Origin of the sequence: Bacillus sp. F56 (assembly GCF_001748205.1) — a bacterium.
GTDB classification, from domain to species: domain Bacteria; phylum Bacillota; class Bacilli; order Bacillales; family Bacillaceae; genus Bacillus; species Bacillus stercoris.
Window position 1 is genome coordinate 25,407 of the sequence record NZ_BDFC01000010.1, and the last position, 18,753, is coordinate 44,159.

The window sequence follows — 18,753 nt, forward strand, 5'->3', positions numbered from 1 at the left end:
TCTATCTGAATATTTAAACAGGATCACATAATTGCTCCAATTGTATAACAAAAAGTGACTCGTTACCACTGTTTTAAAACGACGTTTTTTTGACCCAACAGCTCTTTTAAGCGATATAACACCTGGTGATCCGCATTGATATGAAACGACTCAGGAAGCTTAATCGTCTGTTTCTGCCTTTCATAATAGAGATAAACGCCTGTTTCCCCTTTATGCTCCAGCAAAATGCGCTTAATCTTCGCCAGGATCTCCTGGCTATGCTGACTGCTTTCTATTTTTATATAAACCGATGGCGCTTTTTCTGCATCCATATTTTCTAATAATTCTGCCCGGGACATGATGAATTGGATCTTATCTTGTCTTACTTCGCATTTCCCCGCTGTGAACAAAAGAGCGCCTTCTCTTAAAACGGGTGAAAGCTGTCTGAATTGTTCAGGGAAGACTACGGCTTCCATCTCGCCGGTTTCATCACTGAGCGTTAAAAACGCCATGTTTTGACCTGTTTTCGTCCGAATCGTTTTGATTTTCGACAGCAAAACGCCTAGCGAAAGCTGCCTTTTGACTGTCCGCTGAGCCTGCAGAATGGAGACTGCTCCGTGCGCAGCGAGCTGTTTTCGGAAGGCGGAGAGCGGATGATTTGAAAAATAAATGCCGAGCGTTTCCTTTTCAAATGCAAGTAAATCCACTAGCGGAAGCTCTTCCGTTTCCACATACTTCGGCTTAATTGAAAACGATTCCTCTAAAAACAATCCCATTTGGTCATCGTCCGCGGCGAATAGCTCAGCATGTTCCAAAGCAACATCAATGGATGCGAGCAGCGTGGCCCGGTTTTGGCCAAATTCGTCCATCGCACCAGAAAAAATAAGTGCTTCAAGCACTTTGCGATTTACGCTTTTTGACGGCACGCGAAAGCAGAAATCAAAAAGATCTTCAAATGGTTTCTCTTTCCTTGCTTTATATATATCTTTGACTGCTGAGACGCCTACACTTTTTATGGCGCGGAGGCTGTACCTGACAGATCCGTCTTCAACTGTAAACGGAAAACTGCTTTTATTCACTGACGGAGGAAGGATACGAATCCCGCTCCCCTTTGCTTCGTAAAGATATTGAGAAATTTTATCCTCATTGCCAATGACGCTTGTCAGCAATCCGCACATAAAATATAACGGATAATGAGCTTTCAAATACGCAAGCTGGCACCCGATCATGCTGTATGCCACCGCATGGCTTCGGTTAAAACCATAGTTTGCGAATTTGACGATTAAATCGTAGACTTCATTTGCAGTGTCTACAGAATACTCCTTTTTTAAGCACCCTTCAACAAAATGGCTTCGCTCTCTGTCTAAGATTTCTTTTTTCTTTTTGCTGACCGCCCTTCTCAATAGGTCTGCTTCGCCTAAAGAAAACCCCGCCATGCGGGAAGCAATCATCATAATTTGTTCCTGATACACTATAACGCCATATGTATCTTCCAAAATGCTCCTTAAATCCTCATGAGGATAATGGACAGGCGCCCGGCCGTGTTTACGGTCAATAAATAACGGAATATTTTCCATCGGACCGGGCCGGTACAGCGCATTGACCGCCACAATATCCTCGAGGCCTGAAGGTTTTAGCCGCTTCAGGACGCTTCTCATCCCTGCAGATTCGAGCTGGAAAATCCCTGTCGTATCCCCTTTGGACAGCAAGGAGAACGTTTTATCATCGCTGTAGGAAATACTTGAAAGATCTATTTTGATGTTTTCTTCTTTTTCAATCATTGAAGTGATGGATTCAATCAGCGTCAGATTCCTCAAGCCTAAGAAATCCATTTTTAAAAGGCCCAAGTCTTCAAGATGATCCATCGCATATTGCGTTAAATAGATCCCTTCATGCCCTTCCTGAAGCGGAACAACATCTGTTAATGGTTCTTCACTCAGGACAACGCCTGCTGCGTGGGTGGATGCATGCCTTGGCAGCCCTTCTATTTTTCGGGCAATTGTATAGACTTGCTGAAGCAGGCTTGACTCCCGAAGCCGTTTATCCAGCTGCGGTGACTGCTGTCTCGCTTCATCCAGCGTCATGCCCGGTCTTGAAGGAATGAGTTTTGCAAGCTGATCTGCCTCCTTCGGGCTGACGCCAAATACTCTGCCGACGTCCCGAAGCGCCGCCTTTGCCGCAAGTGTTCCAAAGGTGATAATCTGTGCGACGTGCATCGCACCGTATTTCTGCTGAACATATTGAATGACTTCATCCCTTCTTGTATCGGGAAAATCAATATCAATATCCGGCATGCTGATGCGTTCGGGATTTAAAAATCTCTCAAACAGAAGGTGATGCTTAATCGGGTCTACATCTGTTATATACAGCACATATGCCACAAGAGAGCCAGCCGCAGAACCCCGTCCCGGTCCTGTAACAATCCCTTTTTCATGGGCGTGCTTCATAAAATCCCACACGATCAGAAAGTAATCGCTGAACTTCATCCGCTTGATGACATCAAGCTCATATTGAAGACGGCGAAGGTATCGTTCATCAGGCGTGCCGAAACGGCTGCGGAGTCCCTCCATACAGATATCCGTTAAATAATCATCAGCGGACGTTCCGTCTGGGGTCGGAAAAGACGGCAGACGGGTCTGCCCGAGACTGACGTCAACCCGGCATTGTTCCGCGATCTCCACAGAAGCTTGCAATGCCTCAGGATGCTCTCGATAAATGCTTTGCATTTCTTCAATTGGTTTCAAATCGAGATCAGGCAGAACTTCAGCAGGTGCATCCGTCAGTTTTTCCCCCGCTTTAATCGCTTTCAGACAACGGTAGGCAGCCTTATCTTCCTTCCTTATATAGTGCACGTCGCCTGTGGCCGTAACAGGGATACCCGTTTCTTCTGACAGCTTTAGAATCTGTTCAGACAAGATTTGATTCCCTTTAAAAGGCTGATAGGAGAAATAAAAGGCTCCCTTTCCGAATATAGACTGAAACTCCAGCGAAGCTTGAGCGGCCTGTTCGAACAGCCCTCCTTCAAGAAGCGTCTCAATATATCCTTTTTCGCCGGGCGTTATTGCGATAATGCCTTCTCGATAACTGTGAAGCCATTTCGGCTTCAGCCCGCCTTTTGATTTAGATTGCAGAACGCTGCTGATTTTCAGCAGGTTTTGATAGCCTGTATTTGATTTTGCCAGCAGGACGAGCGGGTAGGCCTCGAGCTCGCTGTCATCTGTAAAAACAGAAGCTGTCAAACCGATTATCGGGTTAATCCCTCTCGCCTTGCAAGCTTTATAAAATTGAATAGCTCCGTACATGACATGATCATCTGTCAGCGCCAAAGACGCATATCCGAGCCTGTCAGCTTCACTGACGAGCTCTTCCACAGCCGCGGCGCTGTTTAGCAGGCTGTACCCGCTATGTACTTGCAGGTGAACAAAAGACATGCTATCACCTCTTTCTCATTACGATCCATTTCTTTCTTCATTATAAGGCCGGTTTCCAAAAGAAACAAATGTTCTTTTTTGACTCATCATCATACTTGTCCTGAAAGCTCAATATGATATAAAAGGTGAGGTGATAAAGATGGATCAGGAAGCAGGATTTATGGTGAATTTTATCAATAGCTACTTCATTGCGTTAGGGGTGCTGATCGGGGGCGCACTCATCGGAGGGCTCGGAGCATATTTAGCGGGCGAACCCCCGCTTACAGCCATTACAAAGCTTGCGAACCGGTTAAAAATTTGGGCGCTTGTTGCAGCTATCGGAGGCACCTTTGATGCGGTATACAGCTTTGAACGCGGCATACTCGAAGGCAATACGAGAGATATCTTTAAGCAGCTTCTTTTGATTATTTCAGCCATGGGAGGCGCGCAAAGCGGCTGGCTCATTATATCATGGCTGACCCAGGAGCATCTTTCTTCATGAGGGTTCCACAGCATTACAAAAAACCGGGGTGGCAGCGTTTTTTCGCGGGAATGATGTGCGGAGCCGTAATCAGCTGGTTCTTTTTCCTGTTTACTTACGGAACATTTCAAGAGGAGCAGGTCAGCCTCATCGAAAAACAAAAAGAGCATGTAAAAGACTTGAACAATCAAATTTCGATCTATCAGGAAGACCTCCATAAACTGAATGAAGATAATAAAAGAAAACTGCTGATTCAAAGCGTCAGCGTTAAGTTGCTGAATGGAGATAAATATAAAATATCGCAGCCGGATAAAACGAAATTCGAGGAGCATGTAAAGGATGATATTTCAGAGGTCATTACAAAAGACATAGAAAGCGTCTATCAAACAAAGGATCTTTTGAAACGGACAATTGAAAATAAAGTCTATATGATCAATGAAAAAAAATACGAGGCAACCGTCAGAGAATTGATTATTTATACGAGGCTGACAGTAGAACTTGAAATATCATTCGCCACATAATTATGGATTTTTTTTAAATTCTCCAAACTTCTGTCGCTTTTTCCCATTCTTTTTTATAAACTATATGTGAGGCTTAATGGCGAAAGGAAGGAGGAAAGGGAAATGGAGGTTTACAGTGACCGTCAGTTAGCAAAAGATCAAGCAGCCCGTCTCAGACAAGGTTTTTCTGCATATGCCGAAACAAACTCACTCGCTTCCCTCATTAAAAAAGAACTTCAATCTCACAATCTCCAAGTCTACGAGGACCTTACTGATTTCGGCTGCTGGTTCATCCCCGTCACAGATGAACACTAAGAGAGAGGGTCTCCCCTCTACTCGTGTTCTTTACATAATGTTTCCAGATCAGCTAAAATCCGATCGGCTTCATCCCAGCTGTAAATAGAGGCGCCGGCAGCAAACGGATGCCCTCCGCCGTTATATTTGCGGGCAAGTCCGTTAATGACAGGCCCCTTCGAACGGAATCTGACTCTGATTTGATCGTCTTCTTCTACGAAAAACACCCAAGCGCGGATACCTGAGATATTGCCAAGCGTCCCGACAAGCTGCGACGCTTCAGAAGCTGTTGTGCCGAATTTTCCAAGCGTATCCTTTTTGATGAAAACAGAAGCGGCGCCGTTTTCAGACAAAGACACATTTTGAAAGATAAAGCCGTTAAGCTTCACCACATTCAGTTTTGTTTCATACAATTGATTAAACAACTCTGAGGAAGAGAATGGATACTGAATGAGCTCGCCTGCATATTTTAATGTTTTTTCCGTGGTATTCGGAAATAAAAAGCGTCCGGTATCTCCGACAATGCCGGCATAGATCAGCTCTGCCGCTTTCGTATTCAGCTTCCAGCCGTGCTCTTTTCCTTCTAAATACAGCTCGTAAATCATTTCACTTACTGAGCTGGCGCTTGTATCGACCCAAAGAAGGTCACCGTATGGATCTTCGTTCGGATGGTGGTCGATTTTCATCAATTTGGCGCCTGAAGGATAACGCTGATCGTCGATTCTTTCCTGATTTGCCGTATCGCAGACAATGACAAGTGCGCCTTCATATGTTTCATTGTCCACCTCATCAAGGGAATATAAGAAAGAAAGGGACGGTTCAGGCGTGCCTACCGCAAAAATATTTTTTTCAGGATATGTTTCACGCAAGATTTCCGTAAGCCCGCACTGTGATCCGTAGGCATCCGGATCAGGACGCACATGTCTATGTAAGATAATCGTGTCATATAATGATATGGTTCTGATTAGTTCTGTTTTCATTTGATTCTCCTTTATTGTTTTTATTCATTAAATCACATTCTCTGCCGACGGAAAAGAAAAATAACGTCAAAACCAAGCCCGTTTTTGTATAGAATGGGTTTGTAAACTTTTACGATGGAGGATTTCATTTATGCTGGTTCTTGTTTTTTTGATTGGGCTTTCAGCCTGCTTTTATGTGTACTATAAAGTAAAAGGCGTACGGGCAAAGCCATCTTTGGCAAAGGAAATCTATTCAGCAAAATCAAGCATGGCCTTAGGGTCACTAGTCCTGTTCTACGGGCTCAACCAAATGATATTATTCCATTCAGTATTAACGTTAGTAATCGGCGGTATCTTTATCGTCATAGGAGCAGGAAGCGCTTGGGCAGGTTATAAAGCCTACAGGCATTACAATCCCCTTCACGCCAAAGAAGCTGAAAGAGATCACGCGTAAGGGGCGCCTGAACGTCCCTTAGCTTCTTTCCATCAGCTGAACCATCAGCATCGCTTTCGACACGATATGGCCTTGGCTGTGCACTTCCACTTCCATTTTCCCGAACTTTCTGCCGGCCTCCAAGATACGCGGTTTGACTTCGATGACCGATTCCATCTGCACAGGCTTCAAAAAGAAAATGGTGATGCTCTCGATTACGAGTTCGCCGCGTTTTTTCGAGCGCAAAAATCGGTTTGCCGCCTGCGTCAATATGGTTGTAAATACACCATATGAAATGGTTCCAAGCTGATTTGTCATTTGCGGCGTGACTTCATACTCGTAAACCGTTTGATCCTCTTTATCATCACCCTCGTCTTTAAACCCTCTTGAAACAATATCATCAAGCTTCTCCCCGACCTGCGGCTGCTTTTGAATCATTTGAAGGGCTTTCAACACATCTTGGCGGCTGATCATCCCGATCAGTTTTTGGTGGCCGTCAGTGACGGGAAGCACTTCGATTCCTTCCCATACCATCATTTGCGCCGCTGAGGCGACAGATGTTTTCCCAATCACCGTAACGGGATTTTTGGTCATGACTTTTTCTATGGATGCATTTCGGTCATGGCCGGCAATATCTTTTGATGTCAGAATGCCGTGGATTTTCATTTGATCGTCGACAACCGGGAAGCGGCCGTGGCCCGTTTCAAAATTTTTCTCATACCATTTTTCAAGTTTATCCTTAGGCGAAAGATATACCGTGCGGTCAGCGGGTGTTAGGATGTCCTCCACCAAAACAATTTCTTTTTTGATCAGCTGGTCATAAATCGCCCTGTTAATCATCGCAGCGACTGTAAAGGTGTCATAGCTCGTGGATAAAATCGGCAGTTCAAGCTCATCTGCCAGCTGTACAATGCTTTCATCCGTGTTAAAGCCCCCAGTCACCAATACGGCCGCGCCCGCTTCAAGCGCCTGCCTGTGTGCATTGATTCTGTTTCCGACAATCAAAAGATTCCCCGCTGCGGTATAACGCATCATCGCGTCCAGTTCCATCGCGCCGATGACGAATTTATTCAATGTCTTATGGAGCCCCGCCCGGCCTCCGAGCACTTGTCCGTCTATAACATTTACAACCTCTGCATAGGTAAGCTTTTCAATGTTCTCTTTTTTCTTTTGTTCAATTCTGATTGTGCCCACACGTTCAATCGTGCTGACAAACCCTTTATTCTCTGCTTCCTTGATCGCTCTGTACGCGGTTCCTTCGCTTACTTTCATTTCCTTTGCAATTCTTCGCACAGAAATTTTTTCGCCGACAGGCAGTGAATCGATATACGTTAAAATTTGTTCATGCTTCGTTGCCAAGCCTTTCACCTCTAAGGACAGTCTTCTTGTTTTTATTATAAGGTTTCAAAGGATTTATACGCAATGAGGCTGGAAAATAAAAAACCACCTCCTGATAAATCAGGAGATGGTTTCATCGTTTAAAGCTCGATCGTCTCACCGACCGCCATGACTTTGCCGACTCCGCCCGGAAGGCTGTCAGCGAATGCTTCTGGGTCTTGCTCGATGACCGGGAATGTATTGTAATGCACCGGCACGACCTGTTTTGCGCGCAGCCATTCAGCGGCAAGCTTGGCGTCCTCAGGCCCCATCGTAAAGTTATCGCCAATCGGCAGGAAAGCAAGATCAATATGATTCAACTCGCCAATGAGTTTCATATCAGAGAAAAGAGCCGTATCACCCGCATGGAAAATCGTTTTACCTTCTACAGTCAGCAAAATACCGGCTGGCATGCCTGTGTAAGTGATCGTTTTGTTTTCTTCATCTGTGATGGCTGATCCATGAAAGGCTTGTGTGAGCTTCACTTTTCCAAAATCGAACTGGCGGGAGCCCCCGATGTGCATCGGATGAACATTCAAGCCTTTCCAGCCTAAGTACACAGCGAGCTCGTTCGGTGCTATGACCAGCGCGTTATTTTGCTTGGCGATTTGTTCAGTATCACCGACATGGTCATTGTGGCCGTGCGTTAATAAGATGACATCCGCTTTTACATCCTCCGGCTTGATATCCGTTAACGAATTCCCTGTTAAAAACGGATCAAATATAATATGATGGTCCTTCGTTTCCACTGTAATTACAGAATGTCCGTGATATGTCACTTTCATTTCTTTCACCTCGTCACGTGATTTTGATTTTTTTATTTTCCCTTTTTCAAAAGCTGAAAAACTTATGTTGTTTGATTCTTGTTAATGACATTGAGGCCTCCGGTGGCTTCAATGACAGTCCCAGTCACAAGGTCTGAGTTCTCCTCACACAAGAAAGCGATAATCCGGGCGATATCCTCGCCTGTTCCGGACCTTCCTATCGGCGTTTTTTCTTTGCCGATTCTCATTCTGGCTTCCTCTATCGATGCTTCTTTCATGTCGCCGACAATGTCTCCCGGGCAAACCATGTTGGCGGTTATGCCGAATTCGGCTTCTTCAATGGCGATTGTCTTCGTCAAAGAAGCCAAGCCCACTTTCGCAGCGCCAAATGCCGAGCGATGAAGCCAGCCTGGCGCGTGAGCCGCACCTTGGAATCCGTACGTAATGATGCGCCCAAATTGCTGTTTTCTCATAATAGGAATAACCGCTTTGAATAAATGAAAAACGGCGCTTAAATTTCCTTCCAGCATGCCGTACCATTCATCATCAGTATAATCGGCTAACTTTTTACGTTCAAATATGTATGGTCCCGCGTTGTTAATCAAAAAGTCGATCCTTCCGAAGCGGTTTAAGGCAGTGTCTGCAATACGCAGCAGATCTTCTTTTTTGGTGACATCACCTTTTACAAATTGCAGCCGGTCAAGACAATCGGGACAGGCTTTCTTCAGGCGGCTGACTGCCTCCTCATCCTGTCTGTAATTGACTGTTACTGAATACCCCTTTGCAAGCAACGTTTCAGTCACTTTGCGGCCTAAACCCTTCGAACCGGCAGTAATTAAAGCATGTCGCACATGAATACCTCCCAAAGCAACGTCGCCGCTTTCAATAAAGTGTTTCTTCTTCTACTTTACTATAAAAGGCTTGCAATATCACTTTTTACACTTTGGCATACAAAAAAAGCTGCCTGTATAGACAGCTTATTCTGCAGAAGATGAAGACTCTTGATCAGGCATATCGACATAACCGCTTTGATATGCTTCTGAAATGAGCCTTGTTGTCTCCTGGCTTTCTTGTTCATCATAAATATAGCGTTCCGTTTCTTTTTTCATCATTCTGCCTCCCATCATTATAGAGGTAGGTTGGCTATAATGACGGGATTTTATGAAGGAAATTTTAACAAACTCCTGTTGCGACGCAAGCTTTCGCTTTCTCAAGCGCTTGCTCCACCTGTTTGAATCCGGTGCCCCCGGCGCTCATTCTTTTTTCAACTGCGTAGTAAGGGTCTAACACAGTGTAAATATCTTCTTCGAATAGTGTGCTCGCCTGCTGAAACTCGCCAAACGGCATATCGCTTAAATAGATTCCTCTTTCGATGCAGGTGTACACAAGTTTTCCGACCACTTCATGCGCTTCTCTGAACGGCATTCCTTTCTTGGCTAAATAATCGGCCAGTTCCGTCGCATTTGAAAAGTCTTGTTTTGTCGCTTGCTTCATGACGTCTTTGTTTACAATCATTGTTTGGATCATGCCTGTGAAGATTTGCAGGCTGCCCTCCACCGTTTTCACCGTGTCAAACATGCCCTCTTTGTCTTCCTGCAGATCTTTGTTGTAAGCAAGCGGAAGTCCTTTCATAATCGTAAACAGCCCCATCATATCGCCGTATACGCGCCCTGTCTTGCCACGGATCAGCTCCGCCATATCAGGGTTTTTCTTTTGCGGCATCATGCTGCTCCCTGTTGCGTACGCATCGTCAAGCTCGATGAATTTAAACTCCTGCGAGCACCATAAAATGATTTCTTCAGAGAAACGGGATAGGTGCATCATCAGCATACTGCTGTTGCTTAAAAACTCCAAAATGAAGTCTCTGTCGCTGACGCCATCCAAGCTGTTTTCATAAATAGAATCAAAGCCGAGCAGTTCGGCTGAATAATCACGGTCGATTGGGAAGGTTGTTCCCGCGAGCGCCCCGCAGCCGAGCGGAGATTTGTTAATCCGCTTCATTGAATCCTGAAAACGCTCCTTGTCGCGCTCTAGCATCCAGAAATACGCAAGCAGATGGTGAGCGAATGAAATCGGCTGGGCGCGCTGCAGATGTGTGTAGCCCGGCAGAATCGTTTCAACGTTCGCTTCCGCCTTTTCAATCAGCGCACTTTGGAATGCCTCAATCAGCTCGATGATGTGGCCGACATGATTCTTCAAGTATAAATGCATGTCAGTCGCCACCTGGTCATTCCGGCTTCTGCCGGTATGCAGCTTGCCTCCGAGCGGGCCGATTTCGTCAATCAGCATTTTCTCTATGTTCAAATGAATATCTTCATAATCGACTGAGAATTCCAATGCTCCCTCTTCTGCTTTTTGCAAAAGGGTATTCAGTCCCTCGCGGATTTTCAGCTCTTCTTCCGCTGTCAGGATACCGCATTTTTTCAGCATGGCAGCATGTGCGAGAGACCCTGTTATGTCTTCAGTGACTAAATTTTGGTCAAATGATATGGATGCGCCGAACTCGTCGACCCATTTTTCCGGTGTTTTTTGAAACCGGCCTCCCCAAAGCTTCTTCATGCTTTAATCTGCTCCTTCTTTTTCACGATGCTGTTCACTTTTGTCGGAAGTCCCCAAAGCTCAATAAAGCCAATTGCCGCATGGTGATCAAACGCATCGTCTTTTGTATATGTTGCAAGTTTTTCATCATATAGAGAATATTCTGATTTACGCCCTTCTACGATTGCATGGCCTTTAAACAGCTTCACGCGGACGATGCCTGTGACATGCTTTTGCGTTTCTTTTAGGAAAGCGTGCAGCGCGTCTTTTAACGGCGAGAACCATAAGCCGTTGTAAATGATTTCTGACATTTTTTGCTCGATGATCGGTTTAAAGTGTGCAACCTCTTTCACCAGGGTCAAATCTTCTAATTCTTTATGCGCTTTGATCAGTGTGATCGCACCAGGGCATTCATATACTTCCCGGGATTTAATGCCGACAAGGCGGTTTTCCACGTGGTCGATACGTCCGACACCGTGTGCGCCTGCCATTTCATTCAGTTTCAAAATCAGTTCAGAAAGCGTGTAAGATACGCCGTCAATGGAGACAGGCACACCTTGCTCAAATGCAATTTCAATCACTTCCGGCGTGTCCGGCGTTTTTTCCAGCGGAGCTGTTAAATCGTATGCACCTTCTGGCGGCGCCGCCCATGGATCTTCTAAAATGCCGCACTCATTCGCGCGTCCCCAGAGGTTTTGGTCGATAGAATACGGGCTGTCAAGATTGATCGGAATCGGAATGCCGCGGCTTGCTGCATATTCAATTTCTTCTTCACGTGACCACTGCCATTCGCGAACCGGCGCGATGACTTCAAGGTCAGGGTTTAATGATTTAATGGAGACTTCGAAACGAACCTGGTCATTTCCTTTCCCCGTGCATCCGTGAGCAATCGCCTGTGCATCTTCTTGTTCCGCAATCTCAACCAGCTTTTTCGCAATCAGCGGCCGAGATAATGCTGAAACAAGCGGGTATTTTCCTTCATACATCGTGTGGGCCTGCAAAGAGATAAGCGCGTAGTCCTGTGCAAATTCTTCTTTTGCATCGATCACGTAGGAGTTTGTCGCGCCGACTTCAAGCGCTTTCTGCTGAACAAAGGCCAAATCTTTGCCTTCACCGACATCCAGACAGCAGGCGATGACATTATATCCTTGCTCCTGAAGCCATTTTATTGCGACGGAAGTATCAAGGCCCCCTGAGTATGCTAATACGACTTTTTTCTGTTCTGACATGATAAAAATCCCCTCTCAACTGTGTTTCTATTTTGTATAAAAATAAATTATTTTTAATAAAAATGCATTTTGTATGTATACACTTTAACAAGTACGTTTCGTTTTTTCAAGCCTTTTATCAAAAAAACTTCACCTAAATTTCAGGTGAAGTTTCGTAGTATTTATTCATTTACTTGTCTTTTCTGATTTCTCTGACCACATGTGCAAGTTCGGGAATAATCAGCTTATTCATTGCCAGCTTAACCGCACCGCTTGAGCCTGGCGTTGAGAAAACAGCGGTATGCTGAATGACACCGGCTGTTGCTCTCGACATGATTGCGGCAGAGCCGATATCCTCTGTATAACTCAGCATCCTGAATATTTCTCCAAAACCGGGCAGCTCTTTCGAAAACAGCGGCGTTATGGCTTCAATTGTGACATCCCGATCTGCTATGCCTGTCCCTCCGTTTAAGAGCACCGCGTCTGTCTGTTCATCCATGCAGCCCGCAAGCACTGACCGCTGCAAAGCATCCTTTTCGTCTTTTACGATTTCATATGCAGCAATATGATGACCGGCTTCTTCTAAAAATGAGATCATCAGCTTGCCGCTTTTATCGGTTTCCTCTGTCCTCGTGTCACTGACAGTAATCACTTTACACCGAACGATATCGGGAGCTTCTTGTTTATGCTCTTGAACGCTCATTGGCCCACCTCTTTTATGTTTTCTGTCTGTCACTATCATGCATCAACAAAAAAGCACATTCAAGAGAATGTGCTTTCATGCGATTTATTTTGCTAAACGAACAACGTCGCGCGCAATCATGACTTCTTCATCAGTCGGAATGATCATGACTTTTACTGGAGAATGCGGATAGCTGATGAAAGCTTCCTCGCCGCGCACGTTATTAAGCGCAGGATCCCAGTATACGCCCATGAATTCTAAACCGCGAAGAACGCGTTCTCTGACTTCCACACTGTTTTCACCGATACCGGCAGTAAAGATGATCGCATCTACACCGCTCATTCTAGCAGCATAAGAACCGATGTATTTGTGGATTCTGCTTGCGAATACTTCAAGAGCCGTTTCCGCGCGCTCATTTCCTTCTTTCGTTGCTTCAACGATGTCACGAAGATCGCTAGAGAAGCCGGAAATGCCGAGCAGTCCGCTTTTTTTGTTTAATGTATTCAGTACTTCGTCAGCCGTTTGGCCTGTTTTCTCCATGATGTATGGGATCAGGGCAGGGTCGATGTTTCCAGAGCGCGTACCCATTGCAACACCGGCAAGCGGCGTAAAGCCCATTGAAGTATCAATTGATTTTCCGCCTTCAACAGCAGCAATACTTGCTCCGTTTCCAAGGTGGCAGGAAATCAGGCGCAAGTCTTTTAACGGACGGCCAAGAAGCTCTGCCGCACGCTCAGTTACATATTTATGTGAAGTGCCGTGGAAGCCGTATTTACGGATGCCGAATTTTTCATAGTATTCATACGGCAGGCTGTAAAGGTAAGACTGCTCAGGCATTGTTTGGTGGAATGCCGTATCAAAAACAGCTACCGCAGGCACATTTGGAAGCACTTCTTTGAACGCTTTAATTCCAACGATATTTGCCGGGTTGTGAAGCGGTGCCAATTCAGAAATATCTTCGATTTCCTTAATGGTTTCATCCGTTAATAAAACAGAATCGCTGAATTTTTCTCCGCCGTGAACGACACGGTGGCCAATTCCGTCAATTTCATTCAAGTCTTTAATAATGCCAAATTCCGTTAACTTATTCAGCAGCATTTTAACAGCTACCGCATGATCCGGAATATCAGTTACTTCTGTATTTTTTTCGCCGTTCACAGAAATTGTGAATACGCTGTCGGCGATACCGATTCGTTCAACTAAACCCTTCGTTAAAACGGTTTCTGAAGGCATTTCGAAAAGCTGAAATTTCAAAGACGAGCTTCCTGCGTTAATTGCAATAATTTTGGACATGATTGACGCTCCTTTATACTCTGTATCAACAACTTCGTTTTTCGTACTTTTTCCCGGTGAATATCAACATCTTCTCCGAAAAATATCTGACTTTTCCATTTAAACATTGTCATGTCGGCTTTTCAAGTCAACTTGCGTATTGATAACGCTTTCAAAAAGAAGTCGTTATTTTCAGACACATTCCCTATAGGTTTTGTATTGATGAACGCTTACAATTTGCGGTTTTTCCCTCTGTATTTTGTGTTTCAAAGCTGGTTTCAATTCGTCAAGTCCGTCTTCCAAAGCATAAATAAAAGCAGCTTAGGCATCGGCCTCATACGGCTGCCTAAGCTGCTTTTAAAACACTTACTTTTCTTTTTTAAACCAATCATCAAATTGAGCCATCATATCAAGCATCGCCTTTTGATTGGAGAAAGACGGAAGATTCGCAAGCAGAATTTGCCCCGGCGCTTTCGTCTTCTCTCCTTGTTTCTGAAGCACAAGGATGCTTTTGGCATGAGCTTCGTCTTTAAAAATAGATTTTGGCAGCTGCAACAGCGCGTTGATATGAACCTTATCTTTTAAAAACTGTTTCAGCTTGCCGCTTTGGGAGCTCTCAAACAAATGATTCGGAATCATAAAAAATAAGTAGCCGCCCGGTTTGGTATGCTTGACGCTCTGTTCAATAAACAGATGATGCGCGAAGGAATGGCCTTCGTCAGCTTTGAGCTCAAACGCTTCTGCTCCTTCGTCATTTGGATAATAGCCGACTGGCAAATCACAAATGACCGTGTCCACTGGATCGATAAACAACGGCTCAAGGCTGTCCTGATGGAAAAGCTCAAGCTCTTTTTTCAGAAGGTTCGCTTGGGCGTACGCGATCTTCAAAAGCACATCATCAATTTCAATGCCAAAGCTGGTTGCCGTTTTTTCAGACAGCTGGTTCAGCACGGTAAACAGAAGGTTTCCGGTTCCCAAGGCTGGATCAAGAACGGTCAGTTCCTTATTATCCGCCATAAACTTATTCACCAAATAGCTGATGAAAAGCCCGATCGTATCCGGCGTCATTTGTCTGTTCGGATGAGAGATATCCTTCATTCCTTTAAGGACGGCAAGCTGAAAAGCTTTGCGCACCCACTCATGCTCATATGAGCCGAATTCCGCTTTTTCAAGCAGAGCCTGAAGCTGTTTAGTTTTCTGATCAGCAGGCAGTTTCAGCTGATCTGTTTTTTCAAGAAAATACATTTCTCCTGCTTCGGCCAGGGCCTCTATATATGAAATCTGCAATTCATTCTTTATCATAATCGCGGCTTCGTCTAACAGCTCATACACCGCACCTACATGGTCTTTTTGCATATGTGTTCCTCCTTGCCATGAAAAAAGCTCCGGCGGCAGCCTGGAGCTTTTTTCCCTGCTTACTTCACTAATGCCTTAGCAGCCTCAATTGGCTTTTCATAGTTCGGGTGGTTTGTTGCTTCGCTTACATATTCAGCGTAAACGACTTTTCCGTTCTCATCAAGGACAAATACGGAACGCGCAAGCAGACGAAGTTCTTTAATATACACACCGAACGCTTCGCCAAATGACATATCTCTGTGGTCAGACAGTGTTTCCACTTTGTCGATTCCGTTAGCACCGCACCAGCGCGCTTGTGCAAATGGAAGGTCTGCACTGATTGTGTAGACGTTGACATCTCCAAGCTTTGCAGCTTCTTCGTTAAAACGGCGTGTTTGTGCATCACAAACACCTGTATCAATTGAAGGGATAACAGAAATAATCGTTACCTTTCCTTTCATGTCAGCTAACGATTTTTCTTCAAGGCTGTTAGTCAGCACTGTGAAATCAGGAGCTTGATCTCCTACCTTCACTTCTTGTCCGACAAGTGTAACCGGACCGCCTTTGAATGTAATTTCAGCCATTATAATTCCTCCCTTTTGTATGTATGTCTCTATCATAGTAAAGTTTCCTGCAAACTGCAAAGTTTATGCCAAAAAAAAGTTAACTGCGGCCGGCGCAGTTAACCTTTTTTAATAATTCATATTGTTCATTTGGTTTTGATTTTGGCCCTGGCCTTGGTTCTTGTTATTTTTCTTGAACATTTGCTGAATGCGTTCAAGTGTTTGAGGGGCTGCGTCTAAAATTTTCTCTATTAAATGGGTATTTTCATCTAAATGAAGCATTCTGATGCCTGTCGATCCGACAATTAAAAACGCGATCGGCGTAATGGACACACCGCCCCCGCTTCCGCCTCCGAAAGGAAGTTTCTGTTCTCTTGTCTCGTCGTCTTCCGATTTCTTTTCTGCTGGCTTTCCGCCAAACTCGCTTCCGCCTGCGGCGAATCCGAATCCGACTTTAGAAACAGTTAAAATCACACTTCCATCAGGCGTTTCTACTGGATCTCCGATGATGGTGTTAACATCAATCATTTCCTTCAAGTTTTCCATTGCGGTTTTCATTAAACCTTGGATGGGATGGTCTGCCATATACGCTTCCTCCTTAAACTGATGAATCATTCTTTGAAGTCATTCGAGCCGACGGATTCTTCTTTAATACGGATAGCTCCCGTCCGTATTTGACGAATTTGAAAGCTGCAAGCATAGCATGTCCAAAGCGAAAAAAGAATATACACTGAAAATGGGTCTTGGAAACCGGGACTTGAAATGACGGGATCACCTCATAAACAGGTTTATTTACAAGGTCCAGATGGTCGTAGAGCATCGCTGCGATACCGCCTTTCACACCCCATACAGCACCTGTTATCACACCTGTCACTGCCGCGTCCTGAATTCCGATAACTGTAATCCATTCCAGCTTTGTGATATGTAAATGCGCGAGAAAAGAGGCACTTATTTTCCGTAATCTGGTGACCTGATGCAAAAGCATTTCAATCTTACTAATGCTTTGCTGCACATCGTTTTGTGTGATTTTCTTCTTTCCGCTGCTTTTTTTCATTTTAGATTCAGTTTTTTGTTTGATATCCACTGTTCCGTCTTCTTTGTTCAGCTTAATCGCTGGGATTGTTTTTTTGATCCTTATCAGGCCAAACAGCGCCGTAATCTTCAATGTCAATTTGTCATTATCATCGGCATGAAGATACTCCAGCGCAACATGGATTTTCATTCTGAGAAGCAGTACGACCCCTATGAGAATAAGAATGGCTGTCAGTGCATACACCATATTCTTCACTTCCTCTAGGAGCATTATCGCCAAATCCTAAAAAAATAAACCCGGACAGAGGTCCGGGTTATCAGTTATTTGCGGTATAATTTTTCATGCACCACGGTGGTATCCGCGATGTAATCATGAATTCCTTGTTTTGTAGGTGAAAAAGCAACAACGATATATAAAATCCAAATCTTATCAATATACCGTCCAACCACTTCACGAAAAATCACTGTACTCCATGTCAGCTTGCAATCTTGCTTCACAGAAACCACTTTGAGGCCGAACACCATTTTACCCAGCGTCTGCCTAAAGTATTTTGTCATTAGTGCGAAATAGGCAAGATAAACAATAAGCGTTGTCACACTGTAGGCCGAGAAGGTAAACATGCCGGATGATTTCGGCAGATCCATTACGGTAAAGAGGGGAGAAACGAGTAAATGGTTTAATCCCCATACCACGAGCCAATCAAGCAGGAAAGCCCAGAAACGGACCCAAAAGCCGGCATAGGCATGTGTCAGCTGCTCCGCTTCTTGCGGGCCTTTGATGTCATTGCGCTCTAACTCTTCATATGTCGCGTCCATTATTGTTCCCTCCTACTTCGCATAGAGATACATCATTCTCGGCGAACCGGATTGCGAAAGCATTTCTCTCATATTTAAAAAATCAATTTCACTTTTAAACATTTTGTTCGCGCCCATGGAAAACAATGAGCCTAATCCGAAGCTTTCCTCATAAGAAATGACAGAAGCGTTTTTCAAATCCTTGTGATCCTTTTTCATCGCCGAAATAGTGTCATCATAAAAACCAAGCTCATCAACGAGATTCAGTTTTTTCGCCTGACGCCCGTCATACACGCGGCCGTCCGCAATTTTCTTTACCTCTGCTTTCGACATGCCGCGGCCTTTTGAAATAACATCAACAAAGCCCTCATACGAATTATCGACCATCGATTGCATGATGTTTTTTTCTTCTTTCGTCATCTCACGGGAAGGAGACATAATGTCCTTGTGAGCCCCGCTCTTAATTGTTTCAAAAGAAATGCCGAGCTTATCGGCAAGCTTTGAATAATTGACGCTTTCCATAATGACGCCGAGTGACCCGGTCAGGGTTTCCGGTGTCGCAAAAATCTTATCAGCCGCCGTTGAGATGTAATAGCCGCCGGATGCCGCCATCGAGCCCATTGATACGTAAATCGGTTTTTTTGTTTCTTTCTTGATTTCTTCCAGCTTCTTATGTATTTCAGCACTTTCATACACTCCGCCGCCCGGAGAATTCACCTTCAGAACAATGCCTTTGACCGTCTTGTCATCTTTTGCGCGCTCAAGGTTTTTTAAAAACGTTCTGTGGTTATATCCGTCTGCACCAAGCAGACTGCTTGAGTCCCCATTATCCTGGATGGTGCCGCTGACCTCTAATACGGCAATTTTACTTGAGAGACTGCCGTTTTCCAGCGTCTTTTCCTGCGATTCATCCGTCAATGATGTAAGATCCGTTTGAGCGCCTTTGACGCTTTCAAAGAAACTCATAGAGATGCTGACGATAATAGACACGCCGAAAATCCCCAGAGCTATCACTAATGCGATCCATCTTTTTGCATTCATTTTTTCTCCTCCTTTTTCCCAAACTCTCTCATTATACGATTCAATATGAAAAATGTTTCACTTCATGAGAAAGCTCCGGCTTAACGGGCT

At 44.7% G+C, this 18,753-nt stretch carries 20 protein-coding genes and 1 pseudogene; 4 read left to right on the forward strand and 17 right to left on the reverse strand.

All coding sequences use genetic code 11. From position 1 onward, the window contains the following. Positions 1 to 62: 62 nt before the first annotated feature. On the reverse strand, positions 63 to 3,410 hold the full coding sequence (dnaE, locus tag BFW96_RS17110) for a DNA polymerase III subunit alpha (RefSeq protein ID WP_069840116.1): 3,348 nt from the start codon (positions 3,408 to 3,410) through the stop codon (positions 63 to 65). Between the two features lie 139 nt (positions 3,411 to 3,549). Between dnaE and ytrH the strand changes: the two genes are divergently transcribed. From ytrH to BFW96_RS17125, 3 genes are all read left to right on the forward strand, one after another. Next, the gene (gene ytrH, locus BFW96_RS17115; protein WP_003229410.1) at positions 3,550 to 3,891 is read left to right on the forward strand and encodes a sporulation membrane protein YtrH; all 342 of its coding nucleotides are present in this window, start codon (positions 3,550 to 3,552) and stop codon (positions 3,889 to 3,891) included. Continuing rightward, positions 3,888 to 4,391, forward strand: coding sequence for a sporulation membrane protein YtrI (gene ytrI / locus BFW96_RS17120; protein WP_003229408.1), 504 nt, complete (start codon positions 3,888 to 3,890; stop codon positions 4,389 to 4,391). Before ytrH ends, ytrI begins: the two co-directional genes overlap by 4 nt. Positions 4,392 to 4,493: 102 nt before the next feature. Continuing rightward, entirely contained in the window at positions 4,494 to 4,685 is a 192-nt protein-coding gene (locus tag BFW96_RS17125) for a YtzJ family protein (protein ID WP_003229407.1), read from the forward strand. 17 nt (positions 4,686 to 4,702) lie between these two features. Here BFW96_RS17125 and nrnA read toward each other — a convergent pair whose 3' ends face one another. Next, the gene (gene nrnA, locus BFW96_RS17130; protein ID WP_069840117.1) at positions 4,703 to 5,644 is read right to left on the reverse strand and encodes a bifunctional oligoribonuclease/PAP phosphatase NrnA; all 942 of its coding nucleotides are present in this window, start codon (positions 5,642 to 5,644) and stop codon (positions 4,703 to 4,705) included. A 130-nt stretch (positions 5,645 to 5,774) separates the two neighbouring features. On the opposite strand from nrnA, the gene BFW96_RS17135 reads away from it, so the two are divergent. Further along, on the forward strand, positions 5,775 to 6,077 hold the full coding sequence (locus BFW96_RS17135; RefSeq protein WP_014664957.1) for a YtpI family protein: 303 nt from the start codon (positions 5,775 to 5,777) through the stop codon (positions 6,075 to 6,077). Positions 6,078 to 6,095: 18 nt separating this feature from the next. Here the strand turns inward: BFW96_RS17135 and BFW96_RS17140 are convergent, their stop codons facing one another. The 15 genes and pseudogenes from BFW96_RS17140 to sppA form a co-directional block, all read right to left on the reverse strand. Further along, positions 6,096 to 7,415 (reverse strand): CBS domain-containing protein, encoded by a 1,320-nt coding sequence (locus BFW96_RS17140; protein ID WP_040082153.1) that lies wholly within the window; start codon positions 7,413 to 7,415, stop codon positions 6,096 to 6,098. A gap of 119 nt (positions 7,416 to 7,534) precedes the next feature. Continuing rightward, positions 7,535 to 8,218, reverse strand: a complete 684-nt coding sequence (locus tag BFW96_RS17145; protein WP_069840118.1) for a metal-dependent hydrolase — start codon at positions 8,216 to 8,218, stop codon at positions 7,535 to 7,537. A 62-nt stretch (positions 8,219 to 8,280) separates the two neighbouring features. Further along, entirely contained in the window at positions 8,281 to 9,048 is a 768-nt protein-coding gene (locus tag BFW96_RS17150; protein WP_069840119.1) for an SDR family oxidoreductase, read from the reverse strand. Positions 9,049 to 9,174: 126 nt separating this feature from the next. Beyond that, entirely contained in the window at positions 9,175 to 9,306 is a 132-nt protein-coding gene (locus BFW96_RS22030; protein WP_041521399.1) for a hypothetical protein, read from the reverse strand. A 64-nt stretch (positions 9,307 to 9,370) separates the two neighbouring features. Then, entirely contained in the window at positions 9,371 to 10,756 is a 1,386-nt protein-coding gene (argH, locus tag BFW96_RS17160) for an argininosuccinate lyase (protein ID WP_014664975.1), read from the reverse strand. Continuing rightward, positions 10,753 to 11,964, reverse strand: coding sequence for an argininosuccinate synthase (locus BFW96_RS17165; protein ID WP_014664976.1), 1,212 nt, complete (start codon positions 11,962 to 11,964; stop codon positions 10,753 to 10,755). The genes argH and BFW96_RS17165 overlap by 4 nt, the downstream gene beginning before the upstream one ends. A 169-nt stretch (positions 11,965 to 12,133) precedes the next feature. After that, a complete protein-coding gene (locus BFW96_RS17170) occupies positions 12,134 to 12,646 on the reverse strand; it encodes a MogA/MoaB family molybdenum cofactor biosynthesis protein (protein WP_003229354.1) in 513 nt (170 codons plus the stop codon). A gap of 84 nt (positions 12,647 to 12,730) precedes the next feature. Continuing rightward, positions 12,731 to 13,918, reverse strand: coding sequence for an acetate kinase (locus tag BFW96_RS17175; protein WP_003223511.1), 1,188 nt, complete (start codon positions 13,916 to 13,918; stop codon positions 12,731 to 12,733). Positions 13,919 to 14,089: 171 nt separating this feature from the next. Continuing rightward, positions 14,090 to 14,292, reverse strand: a pseudogene (locus BFW96_RS21575) (hypothetical protein). Further along, positions 14,264 to 15,253 (reverse strand): class I SAM-dependent methyltransferase, encoded by a 990-nt coding sequence (locus tag BFW96_RS17180; RefSeq protein WP_069840120.1) that lies wholly within the window; start codon positions 15,251 to 15,253, stop codon positions 14,264 to 14,266. Before BFW96_RS17180 ends, BFW96_RS21575 begins: the two are co-directional and overlap by 29 nt. Positions 15,254 to 15,312: 59 nt before the next feature. Next, on the reverse strand, positions 15,313 to 15,816 hold the full coding sequence (tpx, locus tag BFW96_RS17185; RefSeq protein WP_003223506.1) for a thiol peroxidase: 504 nt from the start codon (positions 15,814 to 15,816) through the stop codon (positions 15,313 to 15,315). A 108-nt stretch (positions 15,817 to 15,924) separates the two neighbouring features. Beyond that, complete coding sequence (gene ytfJ / locus BFW96_RS17190; RefSeq protein ID WP_003223504.1) at positions 15,925 to 16,380, reverse strand: GerW family sporulation protein; 456 nt, start codon at positions 16,378 to 16,380, stop codon at positions 15,925 to 15,927. A gap of 13 nt (positions 16,381 to 16,393) precedes the next feature. After that, on the reverse strand, positions 16,394 to 17,074 hold the full coding sequence (locus tag BFW96_RS17195; RefSeq protein WP_069840121.1) for a DUF2953 domain-containing protein: 681 nt from the start codon (positions 17,072 to 17,074) through the stop codon (positions 16,394 to 16,396). 74 nt (positions 17,075 to 17,148) lie between these two features. Continuing rightward, a complete protein-coding gene (locus tag BFW96_RS17200) occupies positions 17,149 to 17,643 on the reverse strand; it encodes an RDD family protein (protein ID WP_014664983.1) in 495 nt (164 codons plus the stop codon). A 12-nt stretch (positions 17,644 to 17,655) separates the two neighbouring features. After that, entirely contained in the window at positions 17,656 to 18,663 is a 1,008-nt protein-coding gene (gene sppA, locus BFW96_RS17205; RefSeq protein ID WP_014664984.1) for a signal peptide peptidase SppA, read from the reverse strand. Positions 18,664 to 18,753 lie beyond the last annotated feature (90 nt).